We start from the raw sequence: 24,608 nt of genomic DNA, 5'->3' as shown, positions 1-24,608 counted from the left end.
GGCGTGCTATTTCTTTGCGAGCAAATAGATTCAGCGGCCTTTGCGGTACTGCTCGAACAGCTGTTCCATGGTGGTGGCGCGCGCCTCCGGCTGTAGGGGACCGGGCGGCACGTAGTTGACGAAGCGGACTACCCAGTCGGCAGCGTCCTCGCCGACGTCGAGCGCATTGATGCAGCCGGCCGCCTGCGACAGGCCGCCCAGGAACAGGCGCTGCCCGGTCAGGGCCAGCGACAGGATGGCGCAATTGACGCCCCCGTGCAGCACCAGCAGCACGGTGTCCCAGTCGTCCTGCGCGCGCAGGCGTGCGATGGCGGGATGGACCCGGTCCATCATCTCGCCGACCGCTTCGCCGCCGAGGAAGCGTTGCTGTTCATCTACCACGCCCTCGAAGGCGCCGGTAAACGCGCGCCGCAGTTCCTGCGTCGGGATGGCGGACAGGCGACCGCCGCGGATCTCGTGCAGTTCCGGCCATAGGTCCAGCGCGATCTCCTGTCCGCTCGCCGCCAGCACCCGCTGCGCCGTCTCATTGGTGCGCGGCAGGCCTGAGGTGATGACGCGGTCGAAGCGCACGCCAGCATTGCGGAAGGCCAGGCCGGCGGCATCGGCCTGGGCCTGGCCGGCCGGATTCAGGGCGACGGTCTCGGGGAGGAAGGGTCTGCCGGTGTCGTCGAAATAGGTGACGCTGCCATGTCGCATCAGGTAGACGCGGCGGCGCCGGGTAGGTGTGTCTGCCATGGGGCTCCTCGTGGTTTTTTGCCGGGTCATGTTACACGCGATGCTATTTGAGCATGGCGAAACGGCGACACTTGCCTGGCGACAGTTAATTTCGTAGGTCAATTCCTACAGGTTCTGGCATAAAATATTCATCACAAGCAATAACAACAAAGGATGTTCATGGCAAGGCCGGAAAAAATTCGCCTCGGCGAGGTGCTGATCCAGCAGAAACTGCTGTCGGAAGAGCAGCTCGAGCAGGCGCTCGCGGACCAGAAGCGCACCGGGCGCAAGCTCGGCCGCGTGTTCGTCGAGAGCGGCTTCGTCACCGAAGACCAGATCTCGGGCGCGCTGGCGCGCCAGCTGAACATCCCGTACATCAATCTCAAGTTCTACAACATCAACGCCGAGCTGGTGCGCCTGCTGCCGGAAACCGCCGCGCGCCGTTTCCGCGCCCTGGTGCTGGAAGACCGCCGCGAGACCCTGCTGGTGGGCGTGTCCGACCCGACCGACCTGTTCGCCTATGACGAGATCGCGCGCCTGCTGAAGAAGACCGTCGAGCTGGCGGTGGTCAACGAGACCGAGGTGCTGGGCGCGATCGACCGCATCTACCGCCGCACCGGCGAGATCACCGGCCTGGCGCGCGAGGTCGAGCAGGACCTGGGCGACACCTCGATCGACTTCGGCGCGCTGGCCGCCAACCCGGGGCTGGAAGAAGCGCCGATCGTCAAGCTGCTGCAGTCGGTGTTCGACGACGCGGCCCAGGTGCGCGCCTCGGACATCCACATCGAGCCGCAGGACGGGCGCCTGCAGATCCGTTTCCGCATCGACGGCGTGCTGCACCTGCAGACCGAGGCCGACATCAAGGTGGCCACGCCGCTGGCCCTGCGCCTCAAGCTCATGGCCGACCTCGACATCTCGGAAAAGCGCCTGCCGCAGGACGGCCGCTTCGCGGTCAAGGTGCGCAACCAGCGCATCGACGTGCGTATCTCGACCATGCCGACCCAGTACGGCGAGTCGGTCGTCATGCGACTGCTGAACCAGGGTGGCACCACGCTGCGCCTGGACGCGATCGGCATGCCGGCGCGCATCGTGGAGCGTTTTCGCGCGCTGGTGCAGCGCCCCAATGGCCTGGTGCTGGTCACCGGCCCCACCGGCAGCGGCAAGACCACCACCCTGTACAGCGCGCTGTCCGAGCTGAACTCGGTGGAGAAAAAACTCATCACGGTCGAGGACCCGGTCGAATACCGCCTGAAGGGCGTGAACCAGGTCCAGGTCAACGACAAGATCGAGCTGTCGTTCGCGCGCGTGCTGCGCTCGGCGCTGCGCCAGGACCCGGACATCGTGCTGGTCGGCGAGATGCGCGACCAGGAGACCGCCCAGATCGGCCTGCGGGCGGCCATGACCGGCCACCTGGTGCTGTCGACCCTGCACACCAACGATGCCGCCTCGACCCCGCTGCGCCTGATGGACATGGGCGTGCCGCGCTACATGGTGGGCGGTTCGCTGCAGGCGGTGCTGGCCCAGCGCCTGGTGCGCGTGATCTGCGAAAGCTGCTCCACGCCTTATCAGCCGACGCCGGTAGAGACCAACTGGCTGCGCGCGGAACTGGGCGAACGCGCCGCAATGACGTCCTTCTTCCACGGCAAGGGCTGCTCGCACTGCAACGGCACCGGATTCCGTGGCCGCACCGGCGTCTATGAACTGCTCGAGATGACGCGCGCCGTCACCGAGGCGGCCAACCACCCGGACCCCTCGCACTTCCTGAAGGTGGCGCATGCCGAGATGGGCGGCGAGACGCTGCGCCGCCATGGCGTGAGCCTGGCGGTGCAGGGCAGGACCACCATCGCCGAAGCGATGCGCATCAGTAACCAGTACGAAGACTGATGCCTTATTTTTCCTACAAGGCGCGCAACGCCGCCGGCGAACTGCTGCAGGGCATCCTCGAGGGCACCGACAGCGGCGCGGTCGCCGACCAGCTGTTCGGCAGCGGCGCCACGCCCATCGAGATCAACCCCAGCCGCAAGGGACCGGCCTCGAAGGACGGCGGCGAAGGCTGGCTGGCGCGCCTGCAGGAAAAGAAGGTCACCTCGATGGACGTGCAGCTGTTCAGCCGCCAGATCTATACGCTGCTCAAGTCCGGCGTGCCGATCATGCGCGGCCTGGCGGGCCTGCAGGAGTCGGCCATCAACAAGTCCTTCGGCAAGGTGATCAAGGACCTGCGCGAGTCGCTCGATTCGGGCCGCGAACTCTCAAGCGCGATGACGCGCCACCCGAAGGTCTTCAACACCTTCTACCTGTCGATGGTGCGGGTGGGCGAGATGACCGGCCGCCTGGAAGAAGTCTTCCTGCGCCTGTTCGACCACCTCGAGTTCGACCGCGACATGCGCGAGCGCGTCAAGACCGCGATGCGCTACCCGACCTTCGTCGTGATCGCGATGGCGATCGCGATGGTGATCGTCAACGTGTTCGTGATTCCGCAGTTCGCGGCGGTGTTCAAGTCCTTCAATGCCGAGCTGCCCCTGATGACGCGGATCCTGCTGTCGACCTCGAATTTCACGGTCGCCTACTGGCCCGCCATGGCGGCCATGCTGGGTGGCGCCGTGTTTGGTTTCAAGGCCTGGGTGGCCACGCCCAAGGGCCGCCTGGCCTGGGACAAGCACAAGCTGCGCCTGCCGATCGCCGGCAAGATCATCCACAAGGCGACCATGGCGCGCTTCGCCCGCAGCTTCGCGCTGTCGACCCGCAGCGGGGTGCCGATCGTGCAGGCCCTGACGGTGGTCGCGCAGACCGCCGACAACGCCTACCTGAGCTCGCGCATCGAGGGGATGCGCGACGGCGTCGAGCGCGGCGAGAGCATCCTGCGCACCTCGATCGCCGCCAATGTGTTCACCCCGATCGTGCTGCAGATGATCGCCGTGGGCGAGGAATCCGGCTCGCTCGACGACCTGATGGACGAGATCGCGCAGATGTACGAGCGCGAGGTCGATTACGAGCTGAAAACCCTGTCGAGCCAGATCGAACCGATCCTGATCACCTTCCTGGGTGTGATGGTGCTGATCCTGGCGCTGGGCATCTTCCTGCCGATCTGGGACCTCGGCAAGGCGGCGCTACACGGAGGCAAATGATGCTGATTGCCCGCATGCGCGGGGCGACCCGCTTCGAGTTTGCGGTCTGCGTCGTGGTGACGGGCTTGCTGGCGGGGGTGCTGCTGGGCCGGCTGCTCGAGTGGCGTGCGCAATCGGAGCGGACCGCCGCCTACCACGTGGTGGGTGCGCTGCGCACGGCGCTGGCGGCGCGCGAGGCCCAGCTGCTCACGGCGGCCGGCAAGGATGCGGTATTGAAATTATTGCAAGAAAATCCAATGAGCTGGTTGCTCAGGCAGCCAGCCAATTATGTCGGCGAATACTACTCGCCCAGGCCCGAGATGTTGCGGCGTGGAGCCTGGTTCTTCGACCGGACGGATCGGACCGTGAATTATGTGCTAAGTAACGACACTTTTTCTTCCAAGACATCTAAATTGCTTAAGTTCAAGGTAGAATTATCCAGTTCGACTCATCCGGCCGAAAGCGGGCGGAGCGGTAAGCACGGGGCACTGGTCATCGACGAAGTCGGCGCCGGGCCCAAATAAACCAAGACCGCGGGCTCACCCGCACACCTTCAACGGAGAGAATTACATGAACAAATATTCCAGCAAGAGCGCGCAGGGCGGCTTCACCCTGATCGAACTGATCGTCGTGATCGTCATCCTGGGCATCCTGGCTGCAACCGCGCTGCCGAAGTTTGCCGACTTGAGCGGCGATGCTCGCGCCTCCAGCTTGAAAGCGGCGAAAGGTGCGCTGACTTCGGCAGCAGCTATGATCCACGGAAAGGCGCTGGTAGCCAATGTCACCACCGGAACGGTGGATATGGAAGGCACCACTGTTACCCTGATCAATGGCTATCCGGCTTCTGCGTCCCAAGTGCAAGCACGCGCGTTCGCCGCTGCCGCCGGCCTCAACGAAACTGATTTCACGTTCACCTTTGCCGGTAATGGACTGACGGTCGCCCCGAAGGGTGTGAGCGCTGCGAATGCCGCCACGTGCTCGGTGACCTATACCCCGCCAACGGCGCTTGGCCAGGCGCCGACCTATACCGACAACGCCGATACCAACGGCAAATTCATCTGCGGTTGATGTACGAAGCGCCTGTTAGCGAAAGCGCCGTCGAGTCGATAGCGTGGTTAGCAGGCGCCACCGGATCCGTGCGACCCAGCGCCGCGTGTCCGCTTGCCCCTACCTTCCTGTTAGCATGCGGACTGTAGCAAGCAGCCGCGCGCATGGCTTCACGATGGTCGAACTGATCATCGTGATGGTCCTCATCGGCATCCTGGGAGCGATCGCCGCCGGCCGTTTCTTCGACCGCAGCGGTTTCGACGCCGAGGCCTTCGCCGACCAGACCCGCGCACTGCTGCGCTACGCCCAGAAGAGCGCGATCGCCCGCAATACTCCCGTGTTCGTACAGCTCGACGACAAGCGCATCGCCCTGTGCTACGACGCGCCGCAGGGCAACTGCGCGCCGGCCAACCGCCTGGCCGCCCCCGCGGCCGGTATCGGCGGGGAAGCCTCCAGGGCCCATTGCCAGGACGAGCGCTGGTACTGTATCGGCGTGCCCGAGGGCGTACAGGTCTCGCTGTCGGCCGCGCTGACCGAATTCTACTTCGATGCGCTCGGCCGCCCGATCACCCCCGGCGGGACGCCCGGCGGCCTGGCCATGACGATCACCAGCCCGGGCGAAAGCCGCAGCGTGACGGTGAACCGAGAGACCGGCTATGTCCAGTAAACGGACCCAGTCGGGCCTGACCATGATCGAGATGATCATGTTCATCCTGATCGTCGGGGTGGCGCTGGCCGGCATCATCGGCGTGCTGAACCTCACCAACAAGGGCAGCGCCGATCCGCTGCGCCGCAAGCAGGCCCTGATGATCGCCGAAGGCCTGCTCGAGGAAGTCCAGCTGGCGCGCTTCACCTTCTGCGACCCGAGCGCGGACAAGGCCGGCGACGAGGACGTCAAGGACAGCCTCGAGTGCGACGTGCCGGAGAACTGGGGCCCCGAGAAGGGCAGCGTCCCGGCCCTGAATAACAGCCGTCCCTTCGACAACGTCAACGACTACGCGAGCGCCGCCAACGTCGCCGAGAGCGGCTTCAACGATGTCTTCGGCCGGCTCACCGACGCCAATGGCGAACCCATGAACGTGGACGGCTACAGCGCCACGGTGACGATCACGCCGGAATCGATCGGCGGCATCGCCGTCGCCAACTCCGCTTCGGCCGACGTCGACGTGCTGCGCATCCGCGTGGAAGTGCGCTACGACGGCGAGACCCTCGTGCTCGACGGCTACCGCACGCGCTACGCGCCGAATTTCCTGTGAATCCCATGCGCGCGCCGAAGCAACCCTGCCGCGCACGCGGCTTCACGCTGATCGAGGCGATCATGGTGATCGTCATCATCGGCGTGATCGGCGCCATCGTGGCCGTGTTCATCCGCGCCCCGGTGCAGGGCTATGTCGATACCCGCGCACGGGCCGCCGCAACCGACGAGGCCGACCTGGCGCTGCGCCGCATCGCGCGCGACCTGCGCCTGGCGCTGCCCAACAGCGTGCGCGTGAGCGGCGACGGCAGCGCGGTGGAATTCCTCCAGACCCGGGCCGGTGGGCGCTACCTGACGCTGGACGACGACGTGGAGGGCTCCCCGGTCCTCGACTTCGACGATCCGGCCAATCTCAGCTTTACCGCCGTGGGCGGCACCAAGCCGCGCATCGCAGCGGGCGACTACATCGTCGTCTACAACCTCGGCAACCCGGAAGACAGCGAGTCCGACGCCTACCGCTACGTCGACATGGGCAAGGGCATCAATATTGCGCAGGTTACCGCGGTCGACTTCGCTTCGCCGAACAATCCGGTGGTGACGATGAAGAGCAATCCCTTCGCGACCCAGGCCACGCCGATCCGTTCGCCCAGCAATCGCTTCCAGGTGGTGAGCGGCCCCGTTACCTATGCCTGCGAAGCGCGCAAGGACGGCGGCAGGGAGCTGGTTCGCTACTGGGGCTACGCCATCTCGCGCACCCAGCAAGCGGCGCCGGACGGCGCGCAGCGCGCCGTCATCGCCTCGCGCGTGGCCGACTGCAGCCAGGTCTTCCGCTATGGCAGCGAAGCCTTGCGGCGCAGTGCGCTGGTGGTGCTGAATCTCGCGCTGCTGGCCGGTAACGGCAACGGCGACGCGACGCTGGTGCGGCTCGCCAGCCAGGTCCACGTCGACAATACGCCATGAAACAGTACATTCATCTCGCCCACATGCTGCGCTTGCGGCGCCAGGCCGGCGTGGGCCTGGTCACCGCGATTTTCCTGCTGGTGGTGCTGGCCGGCCTCGGCGTGGCGTCGGTGACGCTGTTCACCTCGCAGCAGGCCAGCAGCAACCTGGACCTCGAGGGCGCCAAGGCTTACCAGGCGGCGCGCGCCGGCCTCGAATGGGGCCTGTATGCACGGCTGCGCGAGGAGCGCTGCGTCGCGAGCAATTCCTTCGGCTTTCCGGTCACGAGCGTGCTGGGAAGCTTCCGCGTCACCGTGAGCTGCCAGGCCATCGACGACCTCAAGGACGTCGATGGCGAACCGGTCATGCGCTGGCGCATCGCCGCGGTGGCCTGCAACCAGCCGGTGGAAGGGGCCTGCGGCCAGCAAGCTCCGAACAATCCCGATTACGTCCAACGCAGGCTCGAGGTCGAAATATGAAAACGCTGCTGAATCTTACCCGCACCGTCCTGTGCGGCGGCCTCGCCGCCCTTGCCTGGGCCCAGCCGGCCGCCGCCACCTCGTTGGCGCTGACCAAGACCTTCGAAGGCAACATCAATTTCGCGGGCACCCAGGCCAGCCTGCAGAGCAAGGCCGGCGGCGCCAAGGTCTGCGACCTGGCGACCAGCGCGCAGGCGAGCATCGCGCTGCCCAAGGAGGCCGGCATCGTGTCGGCCACCCTGTACTGGGCCGGCACCGGCGCCATCGACGGCGAGGTCAGCATGAACGGCACGGCGGTCAGCGCCCCCGCTAATCGCCGCTACGGCTCGTCGATCGACGGCTTCACCTATTTTGCGGCCGCGGCGGAGGTCACCAGCCTGGTGCAGGGCAAGACCAGCTTCACCTTCAGCGGCCTGACGGTCGATACCTCGGACACCTACTGCTCCAAGAAGCAGAAGGAAAACAGCATGGTGGCCGGCTTCGCGCTGGTGGTGGTCTACGCCCACAAGGACGAGCGCTACCGCACCGTCAACATCTACGAAGGCCTGCAGGCCATCAAGTACGCCAGCGTCACGGTGAAGATGCCGGACTACACGCCGCCGGCCGACAATGCCGGATCCGGCAGGTTCGGCTACATCGTCTGGGAAGGCGACAAGACCGGCAACCAGAAAGGCGACGAGGTGCGCTTCGCGGGCGAGCTGCTGCGCGCGGAACCTTTCATCCAGAAGCAGAATGCCTTCAACTCCAAAAGCGGCGCCAATTCCGACGAGAACTCGATGGGCATCGACTTCGACGTGGTCGATCTGCCCGCGCCGCCGGCCAGGCCGGTGGATGCGAATGCGGTCTTCACCACCGAATCCGACCGGGTCCTGCTCGGCACGGCGATCGTGGCGCTGCCGTCGAAGCCCGCGGACCTGGCGATCAAGAAGACCCAGCTTGGTGAATTCAAGCTCGGCAACGAGATCACCTATACCCTGACGGTCAGCAACCTGGGCACGCGCTCCGACAGCAAGGTCGAGGTCACCGACACGCTGCCGGCGGCGCTCACCTACGTGTCGGCGGGCGGCTCCGACTGGACCTGCCGGGTGGCCGGCCAGACCGTCAGCTGCGCGTACGGCCAGGCGCTGGCCCCCGGCGCCAGCGCCAGCGTCCAGATCAAGGCCAGGATCAATGCCGAAGGCAAGATCGCGAACACGGCCGAAGTGAAGGGAACGGGGGACGGCGTACCCGGCAACAACACGTCCACCGTCGAGGGCGACACCGGCGGCGGCCAGCCGGTCAACCTGGATCCTTACGTGTTCACGGTGGGCGCGTGCAAGCCGAATGAAGAGATCAAGGCCTCGGGCAGCGGCTGCGCACTGTTTGCCGGGCCGGTGGTTGCGGGCAGCAAGCCAGTGATCTACCTGACCCGGGCCGACAAGGGAATCGCGAAGCCGTTCAGCACGACCGCATCGACCACTGCCAATCTGCGCTACAGCCTCGAGTGCAACAACCCGGCGCAGACCGCCGGCACCACTGCCAGCTACGGCGTGGCCCTGTCGACCTGCGTCCCGCACGATACGCCGCTGTCGGCGGGTACAGGCGCCGCGGCCACGCCGGTGTTCGCCGCCAACGTGGTATCGAAGGAAGCGGAATTCCACTACCCGGACGTGGGCATGGTGACCCTGCGCGTACGCGACGCCGCCGGCAACATCGGCAAGGTCAGCTTCGCGTCGGTCCCGGCAAGCATCAAGAGTGTCATCAAGCGTACCGACGGCGTCCTCAATCCAGCTAGCTCGACCCTGGAGCAGCCTGGCTTCGCCGAAGCCGGCGAGCCTTTCCTGGTCGAGGTGTCGGCGTATGGCCAGGAGAACATCGGGCCGCTGAGGAATTTCGGCAACGAATCCGGCGAGTTCGCGCTGACCGCGCGCCTGCGGGTCCTGGCCAAGGGGGGCGACGTTGAACAGAAGATGCTGGCGCCGCAGAACGACTGGAGCGGGACCGGATCGGTGCTGCGCAGCTTTGCCTGGAACGAAGCCGGCGTTGCCAAGCTCGGCATCACCCTGGACTATCTGGGGATCAAAACGCTGGAGAATGACCATCCCGTTGTCGGCCGCTTCTACCCCCAATACTTCAAGACCGAGACCGAAAAGGGTTTCGGCTGCCTGAAGCGGATGAACTGCCCGGCGGGTGCGCCGCACCTGATCTCCCGCGCCGTGTATTCGGGGCAGCCGTTCACGGTGACCGTTACGGCGTATGGCCGCAACGGGAATGCGCTGCAGCGCTTCGACGAGGCCCTGGTGCCCGCCATCAGCTTGATTGCCGTAAGTGCGCCGGGCGCGGATGGCAAGCCGCCCGGCACCTTCGTAAACGGAGAAGGCAAGCCGGTGGCCGCGCGCGAGGACCTCCGCTTCCAGCTCGAGGTCGGCTACGATGCCGAGGCCGCCACGCGCGGCTGGACTGCGCCCACCGCCGTGCACGTGCGCGCCACCGCTTCCGAACTGCGCAAGACCGCCGGGGGCGACATGCCGGTGACCATCAGTTCCCTGCGCGAGAAAGGCATCCTGTCCGTTGAAGGCGGCATCATGGTGGTGAACGGCCGCCTGATGGTGAACAACGTGGTCGGCACGCCGCTGGCCAAGACGCCGGTGCCGCTGCACGCCCAGTTCTGGAGTGGCCAGGCGTGGGAGCACAATGGCGGGCTGGAGCAAGACACGGCGGTACTGGGGAAGGTCAGGTTCTCGGCCTGCCGGCGCAGCCTGCGCGCCTCTATCACAGGCGAATGCGATCCCTCCATCAAGGTATTCGGGAGCGGCGCTGCCGGCAGCACCGTCACGCTGCCGCTGCTGAAGGAGGGCAAGGCCAGCCTGGTGCTGGCGCCGCTCACGGCCGACAAAAGCGGTACCGTCGACCTGTTCATCGACGCCAAGGAATCGCTTCCTTACCTTCCGAGCACGGTCGGCCGCGTCAGCTTCGGCCAGTTCAAGAGCCCCGTCATCTACGTGCGCGAGATGTATTGACAACGAAACGTGGCAAAGCGGATCGAAAACTGCCAGTTTTGAGGGCAGGGGGCCACTTTTTGTGATCGCTTCCGGCCCGGCTTGAATATAATCAAGTCTTTGCCGTATTGAATTATTTCCGCGATCCCGTGCATGCGTTTTCTTAAGAGAGCAAAGAAGAAAGATGGCTGGCTGACCATCGCCGTCCTGGCCGATGGCGTGGCCGCGGCCAGCGTCAAGCCGGCCGCGGAAGGCATGCCTTCCGTGCGCTTCGCGCATTTCTTGCCGGGCAAGCCGGATGCGGCCGTGCTGGAAAAGGCCGCGCGCGAAGGCCAGGCGCATGCCTACCGCTGCCTGACCCTGCTCGGACCGGGCGAATACCAGCTCATCAACCTCGACGCGCCGAACGTGCCGCGCGAAGAGCTCAAGACCGCGGTGCGCTGGCGCCTGAAGGACATCCTCGATTTTCCGGTCCTTGAGGCCACCGTCGACGTGCTCGACATTCCGGTCGACGCCGGCCAGGTGCGCGCCCAGCAGTCAGTGTTCGTGGTGGCGGCGCGCAATACCGTCATCAAGCCGCGCCAGCAATTGTTCCTGGACGCGAAGATCGGGCTGGAAGTCATCGACATCCCGGAAATGGCGCAGCGCAATATCTCGGCGCGGATCGCGCCCGAAAACCGTGGCGTGGCCATGCTCTCGTTCAGCGCCGAGGGCGGTCTCCTGACCGTGACCTGGCGTGGCGAGCTCTACCTGTCGCGCCGGATCGACGTCACGCTCGACCAACTGCTCGAGCCCGACCACGAGCGCAAGCACGCCAGCTTCGACCGCATCACCCTCGAGCTGCAGCGCTCGCTCGACAACTTCGAGCGCCAGTATTCCTTCATCAGCATCGCCAAGCTGGTGCTCGGGCCCAGCAAGGTGAGCGGCCTGGACGAGTACCTGTCGAGCAACCTGTACACCCCGGTCGAGACCCTCGACCTGGCCTCGGTGTTCGACCTGGGGCGCACGCCCGAGATGCAGGACCGGGCCGTGCAGGGGCGCTTCTTGATCCCGCTGGGCGCCGCGCTGCGCACGGAGACGGCGCCATGACCCAGCAGATCAACCTGTTCAACCCGGCGTTCCAGCCGCAAAAGCAGGTCTTTACCGCGGCCACCATGGCGCTGTCGCTGCTGGTGCTGGTGGGCGGCATTGCCGCGCTGGCCGTCTATGGCCGGATGCAGACCGCCGGCCTGGAGGCGCAGGCCGGCGCCGGCGCCCAGCAGCTGGAGCGCAAGCAGGCGCGCCTGGCCAGCGTGAACCTCGACTTCGCGCCGCGCCAGAAGAACAAGGAGCTCGACGCCGAGATCGCCGAGGCCCAGGCCCAGCTGGTCGCGCTGCGCAACATCTCGCGCGTGATCGAGCGCGGCGAGCTGGGCGACACGGCCGGCTATGCCGGCTACTTCAAGGCCCTGGCGCGCCAGAGCGTCACCGGCCTGTGGCTGACCGGCGTGAGCGTTTCCAGCGGCGGCAGTGACATCGGGATCCGCGGCCGGACCACGGACCCGGCCACGGTCCCCGGCTACCTGGCGCGCCTGACCGGCGAACCGCTGATGCAAGGTAAATCTTTTGCCAGCCTGTCGATCAGCCAGCCGGCGCCCGTGAACACCGCCGATGCCGACGGCAAGCCGGTCGCCAGCCCCGCGCCCTGGGTGGAGTTCAGCTTGGAGTCAAGGCCCGAGGAGCCGCGCAAATGAAGGCGCGCCTGATCGAACTGATGGCGCGCATCGACGCGCTCACGCTGCGCGAACGCGGCCTGCTGTTCGCAGCCGTCGCCGCGGTGATCGTGTTCATCGGCCACAGCGCGGTGCTGGGGCCGATCTACCGCGAGCAGGACCTGCTGCGCGAGCAGATCAGCCAGCAGCAGAACAACCTGATCGGCATGGACGGCGAAATCGCCGCAAGGGTCCAGGCCTTCCAGGTCGATCCGGATGCGCCGGCGCGCAAGCAACTGCAGGCCATCCAGCAGGAAACCGCCGCGCTGGGCGACTCGCTGCTGGCGATGGAGCACGGCCTGGTGCCGCCCGAGCGCATGGCGCCGCTGGTCGATACCATCCTGCGCGCCAACGCGCGCCTGAAGCTGGTGTCGTTGCGCACGCTGCCGGTCGAATCGATGTCGTCTCTTGGCGCGCAGGCATCCGAGACCCCGGCGCCGCCGGCCGGCACGCCCGCCGCCGAAGGCAGCGCCGCGGCGCCCGGCCAGGCGCCCGTCCCGGCACTGCTGTACCGCCACGGCGTCGAAGTCACCGTGCGCGGCAATTACCTCGACATGGTCGATTACATGAGCGCGCTCGAAGCGATGCCCACCCGCCTGTTCTGGGGCAGGGCGCAGCTCGACGTGGAAGCGTACCCGGCCGCGCGACTGACGCTCACGCTGTATACCCTGAGTCTGGACCGCAAATGGATGAAGCTGTGAAAAAACTGACCCTCGCCCTGAGCCTGGCAAGCCTGCTGGCCAGCCTGCCGGCTGCCGCGCAAGCCCTGGCCGACCCGACCCGTCCGCCCGCCGCGCTGGACGCAAGCCGGCCGGACGGCGCCGACGGCTTGCCGCGCCTGCAATCGGTCCTGATCTCGCCGCGCGCGGGCGGACGCCACGTCGCCGTGATCGACGGCGAGACGGTGCGCCTGGGCGAGAGCTTCCGCGGCGCGCGCGTGGCCCGCATGACCGAGAACCAGGTCGAGCTGGTGCGCGGCCGCGAACGCCAGGTGCTGCGCCTCGACCTGGTGGAAGGCACGGCCGCCGGCATCACGCCTGCCGCCCAATGACGAATCGCTCGATGCCACGGACCATGATGAACAAGCTCTCCCTGACCAGCGCCGCCGTCGCCGGCGCGCTGCTGCTCTCCGGCTGCCAGACCGGTTCGCAGCACGAGACCTATGATGCGATCGGCAAGGAGATGGCCAAGGCCCAGGCCAGGCCTGCCGCCGCGCCCGCGGTCGACGATGCCGTCGCCGCGGCGCTGCTGCCGCCGGCAAGTGCGCTGGCCAGCCAGCTGCCCAAGGCCAGGGCCGCGCTCGAGGAGCGCTTCAACGTCGCGTTCAACAATGTGCCGGCGCAGCAGTTCTTCCGCTCGATCGTGGCCGGGACCCGCTACAACATGCTGGTCCATCCCGAAGTCTCAGGCAACATCAGCGCCAACCTGAAGGACGTGACCATCGCCGAGACCCTGGAAGCGATCCGCGACATGTACGGCTACGACTACAGGATCGACGGCACCCGCATCACGATCCGTCCGCTGACGATGCAGACCCGGATGTTCCAGGTGAACTACCTGACTGCCAAGCGCCGCGGCACCTCGAACCTGCGGGTCAGCTCGACCTCGGTGGCGGACGCGGGCCGGGACGGCACCGGCAACCGCAACAACAGCAACGGCAGCGGCCAGGGCAACACCGGCAACGACAGCGACCGCAACGCGCTCGGCGGCAACAACGTGCAGGTCGACAGCACCGACATCCGCACCACTTCCGACAACGATTTCTGGAGCGAGCTGAAGGCCGCGCTGGAAGCCATCGTCGGCTCGAAGGAGGGCGGGCGCAGCGTGGTAATCAGCCCGCAGTCGGGTGTGCTGGTGATCCGCGCCATGCCGGAAGAGCTGCGCAGCGTCGACGCCTACCTCAAGGCCACCCAGCTGGCGGTCGACCGCCAGGTGATCCTGGAAGCCAAGATCCTCGAGGTGGAGCTGAACGACAGTTTCCAGAGCGGGATCAACTGGGCCTCGTTCGCCTCGATCAAGAGCTCGCACCCGAACCGCGTCTCGGGCGGCATGATCGCCCCGGGCGCCAACCTGGCGCCGCTGCCCTACACCGGCGGCCAGCCACCAGTGATCAACAACGGCCAGGGCCTGGCCGCCAGCACCGGCTTCTCGCTGTCGAACGCGGCCACCGCGGCCGGTTCGCTGTTCGGCTTCGCCTTCCAGACCAATAACTTCGCCGCCCTGATTTCCTTCCTGGAGTCGCAGGGTCAGGTGCACGTGCTGTCCAGCCCGCGCGTGGCGGCGATGAACAACCAGAAGGCGGTGCTCAAGATCGGCACCGACGAGTTCTTCGTCACCGGCGTCACCAACACCATCAACACCACCGACAACGGCACCACCAATACCCCGAGCGTGACCCTGCAGCCCTTCTTCTCGGGCGTGGTGCTGGACGTGACGCCGCAGATCGACGACAAGGGCAACATCCTGCTGCACGTGCACCCTTCGGTGAGCCAGGTCTCCACGGTGACCAAGAATGTCGACCTCGGTTCGGCCGGCACCTTGACCTTGCCGCTCGCGGCCTCGGCCACCTCGGAGCTGGACAGCTATGTGCGCGGCCAGAGCGGCCAGGTGGTCGCGATCGGCGGCCTGATGCGCCAGGTGTCGAGCGGCGACGTCGACCAGCTGCCCGGCGCGAGCAAGGTGCCGGTGCTGGGCGCGCTGTTCCGCAACAAGACCCGCATGAGCCAGAAGCGCGAGCTGGTGGTCCTGATCAAGCCGACCATCGTCGACGGCGCCAACGACTGGAGCCAGGACCTGCTGGACGCGAGCCGCCGCATCGAGGCGCTGGATCCGCGCACCCGGGAGCGCCGCTGATGTACGCGGCCCACTTCGGCCTGCGCGAGCTGCCCTTCGGGATCACCCCGGACACCAGCTTCTTCTTCGGCAGCGCGCGCTCGCAGGAAGCGCTCAACACGCTGCTGGTGGCGGCGCGCAGCGGCGAAGGCTTCATCAAGATCACGGGCGAGGTCGGCACCGGCAAGACCCTGCTGTGCCGCAAGTTCATGGCGACGCTGGGCGAGGGCTTTGTGACCGCCTACATCCCGAACCCCTACCTGGAGCCGCGCGCCCTGATGCTGGCCCTGGCCGACGAGCTGGAACTCGATCTCGCGCGCGACGTCGACCAGCACCAGGTGCTCAAGGCGATCAACCTGCGCCTGCTCGAACTCGCGGGCCAGGACCTGCGCGTGGTGCTGTGCCTGGACGAGGCCCAGGCGATTCCGGTGGAGAGCCTGGAAGCCCTGCGCCTGCTCACCAACCTGGAAACCGAGAAGCGCAAGCTGCTGCAGATCGTGCTGTTCGGCCAGCCGGAACTGAACCGCAAGCTGGAACTGGAATCGATCCGCCAGCTGGCCCAGCGCATCACCTTCCACTACCACCTGGGCGCGCTCAGCCGCGACGACATGGACTATTACGTGGCGCACCGCCTGCGCGTGGCCGGCTTCACCGGTGCGCGCCTGTTCTCGCGCGCGGCGATCCGCGGGCTGTACCGCGCCAGCGGCGGCGTGCCGCGCCTGGTGAACATCATGGCGCACAAGGCCCTGATGCTCAGCTACGGCGAGGGCAAGCGCGAGGTGGCGGGCAGCCACGTGACCACGGCGGCGCGCGATACCATCGGCGTCGGGCGCACCATCTGGACCTGGCTGCTCGGTGGCGCCGCGGTGTTCTCGACCGCCGCCGGCCTGGCATGGGTGTTTGCACGATGAGTCTCATCAACCGGATGCTGCAGGACCTGGACGCACGCGCCGGACAGCCCGGAGCGGCGCCGCTGCCGTCCGACGTGCGGCCGGTGCCGGCGCCCGCGCGCGCCTGGCCATTGAACCGCGTCGCCATCGCCGCCGGCGTCGCGGCGCTCGTGACGGCTGCGGGCTTTGCCGGCTGGCGCTTCCTCGAGCCGCAGGCGACTCCGGCGCCGGTGGCGGTTGCGGTCCCGGCCGCCGCACCGGTGCTCAAGCCGGCGGCGCCTGTTGCGGTCGTGCCGGTCGTGGCCTTCGAGGTGCCGGTACCGCCGCGCCAAGACCTGGCCGCCCCTGCGGCGCCCGTGGTCGAGGCGGCGCCGGTCGACGCGCCGGCACCGGTAGCGAAGCCTGCCGCACCCGCGGCGGCCAAGGCTGCGGCCAAGCCTGCCAATCCGGTCGCAGCCAAGCCCGTGCGACCCGCGGCCGCCAAGCCCGTCGCGCCCGCGACGAGCGGCAGGGTAGAGACCCCGGCGCAGCGCGCCGAGAACGCCTACCGGCGCGCCCTGGCCAGCCTGGAGGACGGGCGCGTGACCGAGGCCATCGCCGGCCTGCAGGCGGCCCTGAAAGTCGACCCGCGCCACGAACCCGCGCGCCAGACCCTGGTGGGCCTGCTGGTCGAAGCCAAACGGCTTGATGAGGCCATGCGCCAGCTGCAGGCGGGGCTCGCGCTCGACGCGGCCCAGCCGGCGATGGCGATGCTGCTGGCGCGCCTGCAGATCGAGCGCGGCGGCTCCGGCATCGAGACCCTGATGCGCAGCCTGCCGCATGCGGCGGGCAACGGCGACTACCACGCGTTCCTCGCCGGCGCGCTGGCGCGCGAAGGACGCAATCGCGAGGCTGCCGAACACTATGGGGCAGCCTTGCGCACGGCGCCGCAGAACGGGGTGTGGTGGATGGGCCTGGGCATCTCGCTGCAGGCCGAGAAGCGCAAGCTGGAAGCGGCCGGGGCGTTCCAGAAGGCGCTGGACAGCGGGACCTTGTCGGGCGAGCTGCAGGGCTTCGTGGAGCGTAAGCTCAAGCAGTTGAGCCGCTAGCGGGCTGTTGTAGGGTGGTCGGCTCTGCCGACCGCGCGTTCAACTCCCCTAGGAGGAGAGATCGCATCTGCTTTGGAGTTGGCTGAACGCGCGGACGGCGAAGCCGTCCACCCTACGGTTTACAGGCGGCTCAGGGTGTCCAGGGCCTTCATCAAGGTCTCGTCCTTCTTCGCAAAGCAGAAGCGCACGATCCCCGATTCGGTCGGCCGGCTGTAGAAGGCAGACACCGGAATCGCCGCCACCTTCGCCTCCACCGTCAGCCACCTGGCGAAGTCCGCTTCCGGCAGGCTTGATATCGCGCCGTAGCGCACGCACTGGAAATACGTGCCGCTCGATTCCAACAGCTCGAAGCGCGAGCCGGCCAGGCCGGCGCGGAACAGGTCGCGCTTGTGCTGGTAGAAGCCGGGCAGCTCCAGGTAGGGCGCCGGATCCTCCATGTAGGCGGCGATCCCGTGTTGCATCGGCGTGTTTACGCTGAATACGTTGTACTGGTGGACCTTGCGGAACTCGCGCGTGAGCGAGGCCGGGGCGGCCACGTAGCCCACCTTCCAGCCCGTGACGTGATAGGTCTTGCCGAAGCTCGAGACCACGAAGGCGCGCTCGGCCAGCACCGGGTGGCGCGACACCGAGGCATGTTCCTCGCCGTCGTAGACCATGTGCTCGTACACCTCGTCGGACAGCACCAGGATCTCGGTGCCGGCCACGATGGCGGCCAGCGCCTCGAGGTCGGCGGCGCGCAGGATCGAGCCGGTCGGGTTGTGCGGCGAGTTCACGACGATCATGCGGGTGCGCGGCGTGACCGCGGCGGCCAGCAGGTCCCAGGGCACGCTGTAGCCCGCGCTGCCCACGCGCATGGCCACCGGCACGGCGACGCCGCCGGCGAGCGCGATCGCGGGAAGATAGCAGTCGTAGGCCGGCTCGATGACGATCACTTCGTCGCCCGGATGCACGCTGCACAGGATGGCCGACTGGATCGCCTGCGAGGCGCCGTTGGTGACCGTGATTTCGCCGGCCTCGTCATAGCGGCGGCCGTACAGGCGCGCGAGCTTGGCGGCGATCGCCGCGCGCAAGGCGGGAATGCCGGTCATCGGCGCGTACTGGTTGTGGCCGGCGCGCATGGCCTCGTTCACGAGGTCGAGGAGCTTCGGGTCGCAGCCGAAGTCGGGGAAGCCCTGGCCCAGGTTGACGGCGCCGTGTTCGAGGGCGAGCTGCGACATCTGGGTGAAGACGGTGGTGCCCACGGTGGGCAGGCGGGTCGGCAATGCGGGAGTGCTCATGATGGCGTGGAAGATGGCGATGCTGTCATTCTAGCGTGCTTGCCTGCCGGGCCTTGAGCCAGGCTTCGGGCTGCATGATCTTGAACAGGCCTTCGCGCGCGGTGCGGCGGCCCAGCTTGAGCAGGGCCTTGTCCTTGGTGACCAAGACCTCGGCGTCGGCGTCGCGTGCGATCTCCAGGAATTTCTGGTCGTCGCGGTCGGTGCAGACCGGCAGGCGCACGTGCCTGGCGTCGGGCGCCACCACCCGCAGCAGGGCGTCGAAGCGCTCCGCCGCCTGGGCACGGCTGCTGTCGTCGAGCGGCAGGTGCGGGTAGTTCAGCACGGCGCGATATTCGTCGCGGCAATCCGCGCGCGTCACGGCGACCAGTTCCCCCGACTCCAGCGCTGCCAGCAAGGGCAGGAAGCGCGGGTCGCGGAAGACGAACAGGTCGAGGCAGACGTTGGTGTCGATGACGATGGGTTTTACTGGAACAGGTATCATGTGAGAAATTTTTCTAGTAAAGCAGTTTGAACCGATGCTGATTGTCCTGTCGCCCGCCAAATCCCTCGACCTCGAATCCCCAAGCACCACCAAGGAAGCCACCACCCCGGATTTCATTCCGCACGCCGCCGAACTGATCGCCGTGCTGCGCGGCTATTCGCCCGGCCAGGTCGCCGAGCTGATGGACCTGTCCGACAGCCTGGCCATGCTCAACGTGTCGCGTTACGCGCACTGGAGCGAAGACCATCTGGATGCGCGCCAGGCCATCATGTCCTTCAATGGCGACGTCTATGCGGGGCTGGACGCGCGCACGCTTGCACCTGCGGCGATCGCCTACGCCCAGCGCCACCTGCGCATCCTGTCGGGCCTGTATGGCCTGCTGCGTCCGCTGGACCGCATGCATCCGTATCGCCTGGAAATGGGCACGCGCCTGAAGAATCCGCGCGGCGGCAATCTCTACGCCTTCTGGGGCGAGCGTGTGACGCAGGCGCTCAATGCCCAACTGGCGGAAATCGAGGCGGGAGCCCTGGTCAACCTGGCGTCGGAAGAGTACTTCAAGTCGGTGAAGCCCAAGCTCCTGAACGCACCGGTGATCACGCCGGTGTTCGAGGACTGGAAGAACGGCAAGTACAAGATCATCTCGTTCTTCGCCAAGCGCGCCCGCGGCCTGATGGCGCGCTATGCGGCCGAGCACGGCATTCTTGATCCGCAGCAGCTCAAGGACTTCGACGTCGACGGCTATGCCTTCGACGCGGCGGCGTCGAGCGAGACCACCTGGGTGTTCCGCCGCCAACAGGCGGCATGAAGGGGCTGGGCGCGGCCGGATCGGCCAGCCGCGCCCAAGCTGCTTACTGTACCGCGTCCTTCGGCGACGCCTTCGGGCCCGACTTCGACCAGAAGCGCCACCACGGCGCATCGCCCGCGGCGTTCGGGTTCAGGAAGCGGCTGTTCGGGTAGTTCAGCACCAGCACGCGTTGGGTGTCGTCGCGCAGCACCGGCATGCCGAGCTTGTCGTAGGAGCGCATCATGAGGAACAGGGCTTCCTCGCGCGCCGGCGCGTCGCTGTATTCCTGCACGGCCAGCTGGGCGCGGTTGAGCGCGGCCAGGAAGGCGCCGCGGCGGTAGTAGTAGTTCGCCACGTGCACTTCGTACTGGGCCATGGCGTTGACCAGGTAGTTCATGCGCGCGATCGAATCTTCGCGGTATTTACTGTTCGGGAACTTGTCGACCAGGGCCTTGAAGGCGGCAAAGGCTTCGCGGGTGGCCTTCGGGTCGCGCTCGGTCGGGTCTTGCTCGTAGATGAAGCTCAGGAAGCCGATCTGGTCGTTGAAGTTGATCAGGCCGCGCAGGTAATACATATAGTCGACCTGGGCGTGGTTCGGGTGCAGCTTGATGAAGCGCTCGACCGCCGCCAGCGCCTCGGCCTGGTCACCCGCCTTGTAATGGGCATACGCAATTTCCATCTGCGCTTGCGCAGCATAGGTGCCGAAGGGGTAGTTCGATTCGAGCTGCTGGAACAGCTTGATTGCCGCTTCGTAGTGGCCGCCGTTCATCTCATCGCGTGCCTCAGCGTATAATTTCTCCGCTGTCCAATTTTTACTGGCGTCATCCGCCTTCGGCAAGATGTTGCAAGCGGACAGACTGAGGGCGAAAGCGACGACCAGCACAGACAATTTTTTTTGCATAGCTCTTTGCAAGAAAGTTTTACCTAGATTCAACGAACGGCTGATTATAGCCGATGGGACTCACGTGATATTAACTCCTGCGCCGAATTCGGCGGAAATGCCTGTAGACTCTGACCTCGACGATGAGATCGGGTTCGAACTCCCCGCCGGTCCGGACCTCTCTCCGATCACCCTGCAGCTCACGCCCGAGGTCTGCGGCCAACGCCTCGACAAGGTCATCGCCGGCCTGGTGCCCCAGTTCTCGCGCAGCCGCCTGCAGCTCTGGTTCGAAGGCGGCTTCGTCAAGGTCGACGGCAAGCCGGCGCGCGGCAAGGACACCGCCTACGGCGACGAAACCGTGCTCATCGAACCGCAGGCGGCGCCCGAAGACACGGCCTTCGCGCCCGAGCCCATGGAACTTTCCATCGTCCACGAGGACGAGGACATCATCGTCATCGACAAGCCGGCCGGACTCGTGGTCCACCCGGGCGCCGGCAACTGGTCGGGCACGCTGCTCAACGGCTTGCTGCACCATTGCCCGCAACTGGTGGGCGTGCCGCGCGCCGGCATCGTGCACCGCCTGGACAAGGACACCAGCGGCCTGATGGTGGTCGGCAAAACCCTGGCGGCCCAGACCGACCTGGTGCGCCAGCTGCAGGCGCGCACCGTCAAGCGCGAGTACTTCGCGCTGGTCTGGGGCACGCCGCAGCTGTCCGGCACGATCAACGCCTCGATGGGCCGCCACCCGCGCGACCGCGTCAAGATGGCGGTCTCGACGGGCATGTTCGGCAAGCCCGCCATTACCCACTACAAGCGCGTCGCCGAAGGCAGCCTCGACCGCCGTCCGGTGAGCCTGGTGCGCTGCAGCCTGGAGACCGGCCGCACCCACCAGATCCGCGTCCACATGCAGCACCTGGGCTTCGCACTGGTGGGCGACGCTGTCTACGGCAAGCAGCACCTGGTGCCGGTGTTCCACCGCCAGGCCCTGCAGGCGCGCCGCCTCGGCCTGGTGCATCCGGGCACGGGCGAGCCCTGCGAATGGACGGTGCCGCTGGCCGCGGACTTTGCCGAGCTGATCGCCAAGGCCGGGATCGCCGAGCCGCTCATGGAGAACGATAGCGAGGACAGCGAGGAGTAATGGAGCGCAGCACTCTGGTATGGCCGGACTGGCCCGATCTGCCCGGGAACGTCGGCGCACTGGCCACCAGCCGTGACGGCGGCGTGAGCCACGGCCCGTACGACGACGGCAAAGGCGGCGGCGGGCTCAACCTCGGCATGCACTGCGGCGACGATCCCGAGGCCGTGCGCAGCAACCGCGCGCGCCTGGAGGCCTGGCTGCCGGGCCGTCCGGCCTGGATCGCGCAGGTGCATGGCGCCGCCGTGGTCGATGCCTGCACGGTGGGACCAGAGCAGCCGGTGCGTACCGGCGACGCCAGCGTCACGACCCAGCCGGGCGTGGTGTGCGCGATCCTCACCGCCGACTGCCTGCCGGTGCTGTTCGCCGACCTCGAGGGCAAGGTGGTGGGCGCCGCCCACGCCGGCTGGCGCGGCCTGGCCGGCGGCGTGCTGGGCGAGACGCTGCGCGCGATGCGCGCCGCGGGAGCCGGCGAGATCACCGCCTGGATGGGACCGGCGATCGGTCCGCAGGCATTCGAGGTGGGCGAGGATGTGCGCGACGCCTTCCTGGCCGCCATGCCGGGCGAGGCCACCCTGGCCGCCTTCACGCCGAAATTTGACCAACCGGTAAAATTCTTGGCCGACATGTTCACGCTGGCGCGCCTGATGCTGGCGCTTGAGGGCGTGACCCGCCTTCATGGCGGAGGCATGTGCACCTTCAGTGCGCCGCAGCGTTTTTATTCCTACCGCCGCGATCACGTCACGGGCCGCCAGGCTAGCTTGATCTGGCTCAAGTAAGCGGCGCCGTGCGGGCTCACAATGTTCAGTCGCCTGTGCCGCCCGACGCGTCGTTTGAGGCCGTTGCCGCGTTGCTGCGGGCCAGCGCTTCGCGCCGCGCACGCCGCCGTTTTGACCCTGTGAGATAGAAAAGAATGGATAATGGCAGGGCGCAATAGAACAGGAACGTCATCACGCCGTGCACCACGGTCGGTTCGGTCGCTGCCATGAGGGCAACGACATAAATCCACGCAACGGCGACGATCCACATGAGCTTTTCCCAAGGTTTTTATTCTGTACCCCGATTCTAAACAACGGACGCTGACATGAACATGCCTGACCCCCAAGCTTTTGCCGCCTCCTGGATGAGCCAGTTCACCGACCCGAGCGTCTGGCAAGGCTGGATGACGATGCCGGCCATGACCCCGCCCGCCGCCGGCGCCAATGCCTTCGGCGCCAATCCGCTGGCCGGCGTGCTGAAGGACTTCGGCGCCGGCATCGCCCCGGCGAAGCTGGAAAGCATCCGCGACGACTACCTGAAAAAGGCCGGCCAGCTGTGGCAGGATTTTGTCAGCGGCAAGACGCCCGAGATCCACGACCGGCGCTTCTCCAGCTCCGAATGGCGCGAGCACCCGCTCTCGAGCTTCTCGGCCGCGTCCTACTTGCTGAACTCGGAATTCATGCTGGCCCTGGCCGACGCCGTCGAGGCCGGCCCGCGCGAGCGCCAGAAGATCCGCTTCGCGGTCCAGCAGATGGTCGACGCCATGTCGCCGGCCAATTTCTTCGCTACCAATCCGGAAGCGCAGAAGAAGCTGATCGAGACCAAGGGCGAGAGCCTGACCAAGGGCTTGAGCAACCTGCTGGCCGACCTGCAGAAGGGCCGCATCTCGCAGACCGACGAATCGGCCTTCGAGGTCGGCCGCAACGTCGGCACCACGCCGGGCCAGGTGGTGTTCGAGAACGAGCTGTTCCAGCTGATCCAGTACACGCCGAGCACGCCGAGCGTGAAGGCGGTGCCGCTCCTGATGATCCCGCCGTGCATCAACAAGTTCTACATCCTCGACCTGCAGCCGGAAAACTCGCTGGTGCGCTACGTGGTGGAGCAGGGCAACACGGTGTTCATGGTGTCGTGGCGCAACCCGGACCGCAATCTGGCCAAGGTCCGCTGGGACGACTACGTCGAGACGGGCGCGATCAAGGCGATCGAGGTGGTGCGCGAGATCAGCGGCCAGGACAAGACCCATGTGTTCGGCTTCTGCGTCGGCGGCACCATCGCCGCCACCGCGCTGAGCGTGCTGGCCGCGCGCGGCCAGCAGCCGGCCGCCAGCCTGTCGCTGCTCACCACCTTGCTCGATTTCCAGGACACCGGCGTGCTGGAAGTCTTCGTGGACGAGGCCCAGGTGGCGCTGCGCGAGCAGACCCTGGGCGGCGGCGGCCTGATGCCGGGCCGCGACCTGGCCACCACCTTCTCGGCCCTGCGGCCGAACGACCTGGTGTGGAACTATGTCCAGCAGAATTACCTCAAGGGCAAGGAGCCGCCGGCCTTCGACCTGCTGTACTGGAACGCCGACAGCACCAACCTGCCGGGCCCGATGTTCTGCTGGTACCTGCGCAATACCTACCTCGAGAACAAGCTGAAAGTGCCTGGCGCCCTGAGCGTGTGCGGCGTGCCCGTGGACCTGGGCAGGATCGACTGCCCGGTGTTCCTGTACGGCTCGAAGGAAGACCATATCGTGCCCTGGGAAGCGGCTTTTGCCTCGATGGACCTGCTGAACCCGAAGAACCCGAAGGCGAACCGCTACGTGCTGGGCGCGTCCGGCCACATCGCGGGCGTGATCAATCCGGCTTCCAAGAACAAGCGCAGCTACTGGGTCAACGACAAGTCGGGCAAGGCGCGCCCGAAGACAGCCGAGGCCTGGTTCGCAGGCGCTACCGAGCAGAAGGGCAGCTGGTGGCCGGAGTGGGCCAAGTTCCTGGCGCAACATGGCGGCGCGGACGTACCGGCTCCGAGCGCGTTTGGGAACGAGCGCTACCAGCCGCTCGAGGCGGCGCCGGGACGCTACGTCAAGGCGCGGGCGGACTGAACGCAGCCCTGTACGGCGGATGGCCTTTTGTGATCTGGTCCACCGGACCAGATCACTCCGCTGTACATATCAAAATCATCACGTTCGTTTGTAGTCTAATAATTGCTGCACCTGCGCGCGGGTCGTGGTATGGTGTGGGCTTGTCCGTCCGTTAGGCAATAAAATTGCCGCGCGGAACGGCCCACGGGCCGG

The 24,608-nt window shown here is 66.8% G+C and carries 25 protein-coding genes; 20 read left to right on the top strand and 5 right to left on the bottom strand.

Going from position 1 to position 24,608, the window contains the following annotated elements; all coding sequences use genetic code 11:
• Positions 1–30: 30 nt before the first annotated feature.
• Entirely contained in the window at positions 31–735 is a 705-nt protein-coding gene (locus tag ACK6C6_RS12325; RefSeq protein WP_409267558.1) for a histidine phosphatase family protein, read from the bottom strand.
• Between the two features lie 159 nt (positions 736–894).
• Between ACK6C6_RS12325 and ACK6C6_RS12320 the strand changes: the two genes are divergently transcribed.
• The 16 genes from ACK6C6_RS12320 (at position 895) to ACK6C6_RS12245 (ending at position 17,017) form a co-directional block, all read left to right on the top strand.
• On the top strand, positions 895–2,598 hold the full coding sequence (locus ACK6C6_RS12320) for a GspE/PulE family protein (protein WP_409267557.1): 1,704 nt from the start codon (positions 895–897) through the stop codon (positions 2,596–2,598).
• On the top strand, positions 2,598–3,839 hold the full coding sequence (locus ACK6C6_RS12315) for a type II secretion system F family protein (protein ID WP_409267556.1): 1,242 nt from the start codon (positions 2,598–2,600) through the stop codon (positions 3,837–3,839). Before ACK6C6_RS12320 ends, ACK6C6_RS12315 begins: the two co-directional genes overlap by 1 nt.
• Positions 3,836–4,342 (top strand): hypothetical protein, encoded by a 507-nt coding sequence (locus ACK6C6_RS12310; RefSeq protein WP_409267555.1) that lies wholly within the window; start codon positions 3,836–3,838, stop codon positions 4,340–4,342. Before ACK6C6_RS12315 ends, ACK6C6_RS12310 begins: the two co-directional genes overlap by 4 nt.
• Positions 4,343–4,388: 46 nt before the next feature.
• Positions 4,389–4,886, top strand: coding sequence for a prepilin-type N-terminal cleavage/methylation domain-containing protein (locus ACK6C6_RS12305; protein ID WP_209586860.1), 498 nt, complete (start codon positions 4,389–4,391; stop codon positions 4,884–4,886).
• A gap of 115 nt (positions 4,887–5,001) precedes the next feature.
• Entirely contained in the window at positions 5,002–5,532 is a 531-nt protein-coding gene (locus ACK6C6_RS12300) for a GspH/FimT family pseudopilin (protein ID WP_409267554.1), read from the top strand.
• Positions 5,522–6,121 (top strand): type II secretion system protein, encoded by a 600-nt coding sequence (locus ACK6C6_RS12295; protein ID WP_409267553.1) that lies wholly within the window; start codon positions 5,522–5,524, stop codon positions 6,119–6,121. Before ACK6C6_RS12300 ends, ACK6C6_RS12295 begins: the two co-directional genes overlap by 11 nt.
• Before the next feature lie 5 nt (positions 6,122–6,126).
• On the top strand, positions 6,127–7,020 hold the full coding sequence (locus ACK6C6_RS12290; RefSeq protein WP_409267552.1) for a prepilin-type N-terminal cleavage/methylation domain-containing protein: 894 nt from the start codon (positions 6,127–6,129) through the stop codon (positions 7,018–7,020).
• Complete coding sequence (locus ACK6C6_RS12285; protein WP_409267551.1) at positions 7,017–7,478, top strand: agglutinin biogenesis protein MshP; 462 nt, start codon at positions 7,017–7,019, stop codon at positions 7,476–7,478. The genes ACK6C6_RS12290 and ACK6C6_RS12285 overlap by 4 nt, the downstream gene beginning before the upstream one ends.
• Positions 7,475–10,477 carry a DUF6701 domain-containing protein gene (locus ACK6C6_RS12280; RefSeq protein ID WP_409267550.1) on the top strand — a complete coding sequence of 1,001 codons (3,003 nt, stop codon included), beginning with the start codon at positions 7,475–7,477 and terminating at the stop codon, positions 10,475–10,477. Before ACK6C6_RS12285 ends, ACK6C6_RS12280 begins: the two co-directional genes overlap by 4 nt.
• Positions 10,478–10,609: 132 nt before the next feature.
• Positions 10,610–11,545 carry an agglutinin biogenesis protein MshI gene (gene pilM, locus ACK6C6_RS12275; protein WP_209586855.1) on the top strand — a complete coding sequence of 312 codons (936 nt, stop codon included), beginning with the start codon at positions 10,610–10,612 and terminating at the stop codon, positions 11,543–11,545.
• Positions 11,542–12,189 (top strand): hypothetical protein, encoded by a 648-nt coding sequence (locus ACK6C6_RS12270; protein WP_209586854.1) that lies wholly within the window; start codon positions 11,542–11,544, stop codon positions 12,187–12,189. The genes pilM and ACK6C6_RS12270 overlap by 4 nt, the downstream gene beginning before the upstream one ends.
• Positions 12,186–12,908: a type II secretion system protein GspM gene (gspM, locus tag ACK6C6_RS12265; RefSeq protein WP_409267549.1), complete on the top strand. Its 723-nt coding sequence runs from the start codon at positions 12,186–12,188 to the stop codon at positions 12,906–12,908. Before ACK6C6_RS12270 ends, gspM begins: the two co-directional genes overlap by 4 nt.
• The gene (locus ACK6C6_RS12260; protein WP_409267548.1) at positions 12,905–13,258 is read left to right on the top strand and encodes a hypothetical protein; all 354 of its coding nucleotides are present in this window, start codon (positions 12,905–12,907) and stop codon (positions 13,256–13,258) included. Before gspM ends, ACK6C6_RS12260 begins: the two co-directional genes overlap by 4 nt.
• 26 nt (positions 13,259–13,284) lie before the next feature.
• On the top strand, positions 13,285–15,060 hold the full coding sequence (gene mshL, locus ACK6C6_RS12255; RefSeq protein ID WP_409268273.1) for a pilus (MSHA type) biogenesis protein MshL: 1,776 nt from the start codon (positions 13,285–13,287) through the stop codon (positions 15,058–15,060).
• Positions 15,060–15,950 carry an ExeA family protein gene (locus ACK6C6_RS12250; protein ID WP_409267547.1) on the top strand — a complete coding sequence of 297 codons (891 nt, stop codon included), beginning with the start codon at positions 15,060–15,062 and terminating at the stop codon, positions 15,948–15,950. The genes mshL and ACK6C6_RS12250 overlap by 1 nt, the downstream gene beginning before the upstream one ends.
• Positions 15,947–17,017 (top strand): tetratricopeptide repeat protein, encoded by a 1,071-nt coding sequence (locus tag ACK6C6_RS12245; RefSeq protein ID WP_409267546.1) that lies wholly within the window; start codon positions 15,947–15,949, stop codon positions 17,015–17,017. The genes ACK6C6_RS12250 and ACK6C6_RS12245 overlap by 4 nt, the downstream gene beginning before the upstream one ends.
• A 119-nt stretch (positions 17,018–17,136) precedes the next feature.
• Here the strand turns inward: ACK6C6_RS12245 and ACK6C6_RS12240 are convergent, their stop codons facing one another.
• Both ACK6C6_RS12240 and ACK6C6_RS12235 read right to left on the bottom strand, forming a co-directional pair.
• Positions 17,137–18,294 carry a pyridoxal phosphate-dependent aminotransferase gene (locus ACK6C6_RS12240; RefSeq protein ID WP_409267545.1) on the bottom strand — a complete coding sequence of 386 codons (1,158 nt, stop codon included), beginning with the start codon at positions 18,292–18,294 and terminating at the stop codon, positions 17,137–17,139.
• A 25-nt stretch (positions 18,295–18,319) separates the two neighbouring features.
• Complete coding sequence (locus ACK6C6_RS12235; RefSeq protein WP_409267544.1) at positions 18,320–18,775, bottom strand: putative toxin-antitoxin system toxin component, PIN family; 456 nt, start codon at positions 18,773–18,775, stop codon at positions 18,320–18,322.
• 34 nt (positions 18,776–18,809) lie between these two features.
• Here ACK6C6_RS12235 and yaaA point away from each other — a divergent pair, with 34 nt between their 5' ends.
• Positions 18,810–19,580: a peroxide stress protein YaaA gene (gene yaaA / locus ACK6C6_RS12230; protein WP_409267543.1), complete on the top strand. Its 771-nt coding sequence runs from the start codon at positions 18,810–18,812 to the stop codon at positions 19,578–19,580.
• A gap of 43 nt (positions 19,581–19,623) precedes the next feature.
• Here yaaA and ACK6C6_RS12225 read toward each other — a convergent pair whose 3' ends face one another.
• Positions 19,624–20,460, bottom strand: a complete 837-nt coding sequence (locus ACK6C6_RS12225) for an outer membrane protein assembly factor BamD (RefSeq protein ID WP_209586847.1) — start codon at positions 20,458–20,460, stop codon at positions 19,624–19,626.
• 97 nt (positions 20,461–20,557) lie between these two features.
• Between ACK6C6_RS12225 and ACK6C6_RS12220 the strand changes: the two genes are divergently transcribed.
• Positions 20,558–21,577, top strand: a complete 1,020-nt coding sequence (locus ACK6C6_RS12220; RefSeq protein WP_409267542.1) for an RluA family pseudouridine synthase — start codon at positions 20,558–20,560, stop codon at positions 21,575–21,577.
• Positions 21,577–22,353, top strand: a complete 777-nt coding sequence (gene pgeF / locus ACK6C6_RS12215; protein WP_409267541.1) for a peptidoglycan editing factor PgeF — start codon at positions 21,577–21,579, stop codon at positions 22,351–22,353. The genes ACK6C6_RS12220 and pgeF overlap by 1 nt, the downstream gene beginning before the upstream one ends.
• A gap of 25 nt (positions 22,354–22,378) precedes the next feature.
• On the opposite strand, the gene ACK6C6_RS12210 is transcribed toward pgeF, so the two are convergent.
• On the bottom strand, positions 22,379–22,603 hold the full coding sequence (locus ACK6C6_RS12210; RefSeq protein WP_209586844.1) for a hypothetical protein: 225 nt from the start codon (positions 22,601–22,603) through the stop codon (positions 22,379–22,381).
• A 55-nt stretch (positions 22,604–22,658) separates the two neighbouring features.
• Here ACK6C6_RS12210 and phaC point away from each other — a divergent pair, with 55 nt between their 5' ends.
• On the top strand, positions 22,659–24,416 hold the full coding sequence (phaC, locus tag ACK6C6_RS12205; RefSeq protein WP_409267540.1) for a class I poly(R)-hydroxyalkanoic acid synthase: 1,758 nt from the start codon (positions 22,659–22,661) through the stop codon (positions 24,414–24,416).
• The last annotated feature ends 192 nt before the right edge of the window (positions 24,417–24,608 follow it).

The organism is Massilia sp. BHUDP2 (genome assembly GCF_046236355.1).
In the GTDB taxonomy this organism is placed as follows: domain Bacteria; phylum Pseudomonadota; class Gammaproteobacteria; order Burkholderiales; family Burkholderiaceae_D; genus Telluria; species Telluria varians.
This window is presented reverse-complemented; position numbering and strand designations above follow the sequence as displayed.

Bases quoted from the DNA above. Each gene is read 5' to 3' on its own strand.
- mshL (WP_409268273.1), top strand. From the start codon at position 13,285: ATGAACAAGCTCTCCCTGACCAGCGCCGCCGTCGCCGGCGCGCTGCTG.
- ACK6C6_RS12285 (WP_409267551.1), top strand. From the start codon at position 7,017: ATGAAACAGTACATTCATCTCGCCCACATGCTGCGCTTGCGGCGCCAG.
- ACK6C6_RS12300 (WP_409267554.1), top strand. From the start codon at position 5,002: ATGCGGACTGTAGCAAGCAGCCGCGCGCATGGCTTCACGATGGTCGAA.
- yaaA (WP_409267543.1), top strand. From the start codon at position 18,810: ATGCTGATTGTCCTGTCGCCCGCCAAATCCCTCGACCTCGAATCCCCA.
- ACK6C6_RS12315 (WP_409267556.1), top strand. From the start codon at position 2,598: ATGCCTTATTTTTCCTACAAGGCGCGCAACGCCGCCGGCGAACTGCTG.
- ACK6C6_RS12295 (WP_409267553.1), top strand. From the start codon at position 5,522: ATGTCCAGTAAACGGACCCAGTCGGGCCTGACCATGATCGAGATGATC.
- ACK6C6_RS12290 (WP_409267552.1), top strand. From the start codon at position 6,127: ATGCGCGCGCCGAAGCAACCCTGCCGCGCACGCGGCTTCACGCTGATC.
- ACK6C6_RS12250 (WP_409267547.1), top strand. From the start codon at position 15,060: ATGTACGCGGCCCACTTCGGCCTGCGCGAGCTGCCCTTCGGGATCACC.
- ACK6C6_RS12220 (WP_409267542.1), top strand. From the start codon at position 20,558: ATGCCTGTAGACTCTGACCTCGACGATGAGATCGGGTTCGAACTCCCC.
- ACK6C6_RS12240 (WP_409267545.1), bottom strand. From the start codon at position 18,294: ATGAGCACTCCCGCATTGCCGACCCGCCTGCCCACCGTGGGCACCACC.
- phaC (WP_409267540.1), top strand. From the start codon at position 22,659: ATGAACATGCCTGACCCCCAAGCTTTTGCCGCCTCCTGGATGAGCCAG.
- ACK6C6_RS12210 (WP_209586844.1), bottom strand. From the start codon at position 22,603: ATGTGGATCGTCGCCGTTGCGTGGATTTATGTCGTTGCCCTCATGGCA.
- ACK6C6_RS12235 (WP_409267544.1), bottom strand. From the start codon at position 18,775: ATGATACCTGTTCCAGTAAAACCCATCGTCATCGACACCAACGTCTGC.
- gspM (WP_409267549.1), top strand. From the start codon at position 12,186: ATGAAGGCGCGCCTGATCGAACTGATGGCGCGCATCGACGCGCTCACG.
- ACK6C6_RS12310 (WP_409267555.1), top strand. From the start codon at position 3,836: ATGATGCTGATTGCCCGCATGCGCGGGGCGACCCGCTTCGAGTTTGCG.
- pilM (WP_209586855.1), top strand. From the start codon at position 10,610: ATGCGTTTTCTTAAGAGAGCAAAGAAGAAAGATGGCTGGCTGACCATC.
- ACK6C6_RS12245 (WP_409267546.1), top strand. From the start codon at position 15,947: ATGAGTCTCATCAACCGGATGCTGCAGGACCTGGACGCACGCGCCGGA.
- ACK6C6_RS12305 (WP_209586860.1), top strand. From the start codon at position 4,389: ATGAACAAATATTCCAGCAAGAGCGCGCAGGGCGGCTTCACCCTGATC.
- pgeF (WP_409267541.1), top strand. From the start codon at position 21,577: ATGGAGCGCAGCACTCTGGTATGGCCGGACTGGCCCGATCTGCCCGGG.
- ACK6C6_RS12225 (WP_209586847.1), bottom strand. From the start codon at position 20,460: ATGCAAAAAAAATTGTCTGTGCTGGTCGTCGCTTTCGCCCTCAGTCTG.
- ACK6C6_RS12320 (WP_409267557.1), top strand. From the start codon at position 895: ATGGCAAGGCCGGAAAAAATTCGCCTCGGCGAGGTGCTGATCCAGCAG.
- ACK6C6_RS12270 (WP_209586854.1), top strand. From the start codon at position 11,542: ATGACCCAGCAGATCAACCTGTTCAACCCGGCGTTCCAGCCGCAAAAG.
- ACK6C6_RS12280 (WP_409267550.1), top strand. From the start codon at position 7,475: ATGAAAACGCTGCTGAATCTTACCCGCACCGTCCTGTGCGGCGGCCTC.
- ACK6C6_RS12325 (WP_409267558.1), bottom strand. From the start codon at position 735: ATGGCAGACACACCTACCCGGCGCCGCCGCGTCTACCTGATGCGACAT.